We start from the raw sequence: 974 nt of genomic DNA, 5'->3' as shown, positions 1-974 counted from the left end.
TTTTGTTTTTTTAATAAAACAATTGACAGACTTACATAGATGTTTTATCATTATAGAAGTCGTCACCTTATACTTAAAACGGTCCTGTGGTGTAGCGGTTAACATGCCTGCCTGTCACGCAGGAGATCGCGGGTTCGAATCCCGTCAGGACCGCCATTTTAATATCGGCTTTGTAGCTCAGTTGGTAGAGCAAAGGACTGAAAATCCTTGTGTCGGCGGTTCGATTCCGTCCAAAGCCACCATTTCTTTTGCCGGTGTAGCTCAGCTGGTAGAGCAACTGACTTGTAATCAGTAGGTCGCGGGTTCGACTCCTGTTGCCGGCACCATTTTTATTTTGGCGATTGTGGCGAAGTGGTTAACGCACCGGATTGTGATTCCGGCATTCGTGGGTTCAATTCCCATCAGTCGCCCCATTTTTCAACTTCATATTATTTATGTGTCATTAGCTCAGTTGGTAGAGCATCTGACTTTTAATCAGAGGGTCGCAGGTTCGAATCCTGCATGACACACCATTTTTATGCGGGTGTGGCGGAATTGGTAGACGCGCTAGATTTAGGATCTAGTGTCTTTGACGTGGGGGTTCAAGTCCCTTCACCCGTACCATTTATATGCGGAAGTAGTTCAGTGGTAGAATACGACCTTGCCAAGGTCGGGGTCGCGGGTTCGAATCCCGTCTTCCGCTCCATTTATATTTGAATAGCATTATGCGGTCGTGGCGGAATCGGTAGACGCGCTAGGTTGAGGGCCTAGTGGTGGCAACATCGTGGAGGTTCAAGTCCTCTCGACCGCACCATATGATGCACCCTTAGCTCAGCTGGATAGAGTACTTGACTACGAATCAAGGGGTCGGGAGTTCGAATCTCTCAGGGTGCACTTTTCGGGAAGTAGCTCAGCTTGGTAGAGCACTTGGTTTGGGACCAAGGGGTCGCAGGTTCGAATCCTGTCTTCCCGACCATTATTTTCATACGAAATAC

The 974-nt window shown here is 48.2% G+C and carries 10 tRNA genes; all 10 read left to right on the top strand.

Features of this window, described 5'->3' with window-relative positions:
• The first annotated feature begins 80 nt into the window (after positions 1-80).
• The 10 genes from Q7C19_RS15610 (at position 81) to Q7C19_RS15565 (ending at position 955) form a co-directional block, all read left to right on the top strand.
• Positions 81-156 (top strand) — tRNA-Asp (locus Q7C19_RS15610).
• A 10-nt stretch (positions 157-166) separates the two neighbouring features.
• A tRNA-Phe gene (locus tag Q7C19_RS15605) sits at positions 167-242 on the top strand.
• Positions 243-250: 8 nt separating this feature from the next.
• A tRNA-Thr gene (locus tag Q7C19_RS15600) sits at positions 251-326 on the top strand.
• A gap of 11 nt (positions 327-337) precedes the next feature.
• A tRNA-His gene (locus Q7C19_RS15595) sits at positions 338-413 on the top strand.
• Positions 414-436: 23 nt separating this feature from the next.
• A tRNA-Lys gene (locus tag Q7C19_RS15590) sits at positions 437-512 on the top strand.
• A gap of 7 nt (positions 513-519) precedes the next feature.
• Positions 520-603 (top strand) — tRNA-Leu (locus tag Q7C19_RS15585).
• Positions 604-610: 7 nt separating this feature from the next.
• Positions 611-685, top strand: a tRNA-Gly gene (locus Q7C19_RS15580).
• A 21-nt stretch (positions 686-706) separates the two neighbouring features.
• Positions 707-793: transfer RNA gene (locus Q7C19_RS15575), tRNA-Leu, on the top strand.
• A 6-nt stretch (positions 794-799) separates the two neighbouring features.
• Positions 800-873: transfer RNA gene (locus tag Q7C19_RS15570), tRNA-Arg, on the top strand.
• A gap of 5 nt (positions 874-878) precedes the next feature.
• Positions 879-955, top strand: a tRNA-Pro gene (locus tag Q7C19_RS15565).
• Positions 956-974 lie beyond the last annotated feature (19 nt).

Source organism: Exiguobacterium sp. PHA03 (assembly GCF_041945985.1).
Classification (GTDB): Bacteria; Bacillota; Bacilli; order Exiguobacteriales; family Exiguobacteriaceae; genus Exiguobacterium_A.
Note: the sequence above shows the minus strand (reverse complement) of the source record. Positions and strands in the feature narration are given on the sequence as shown.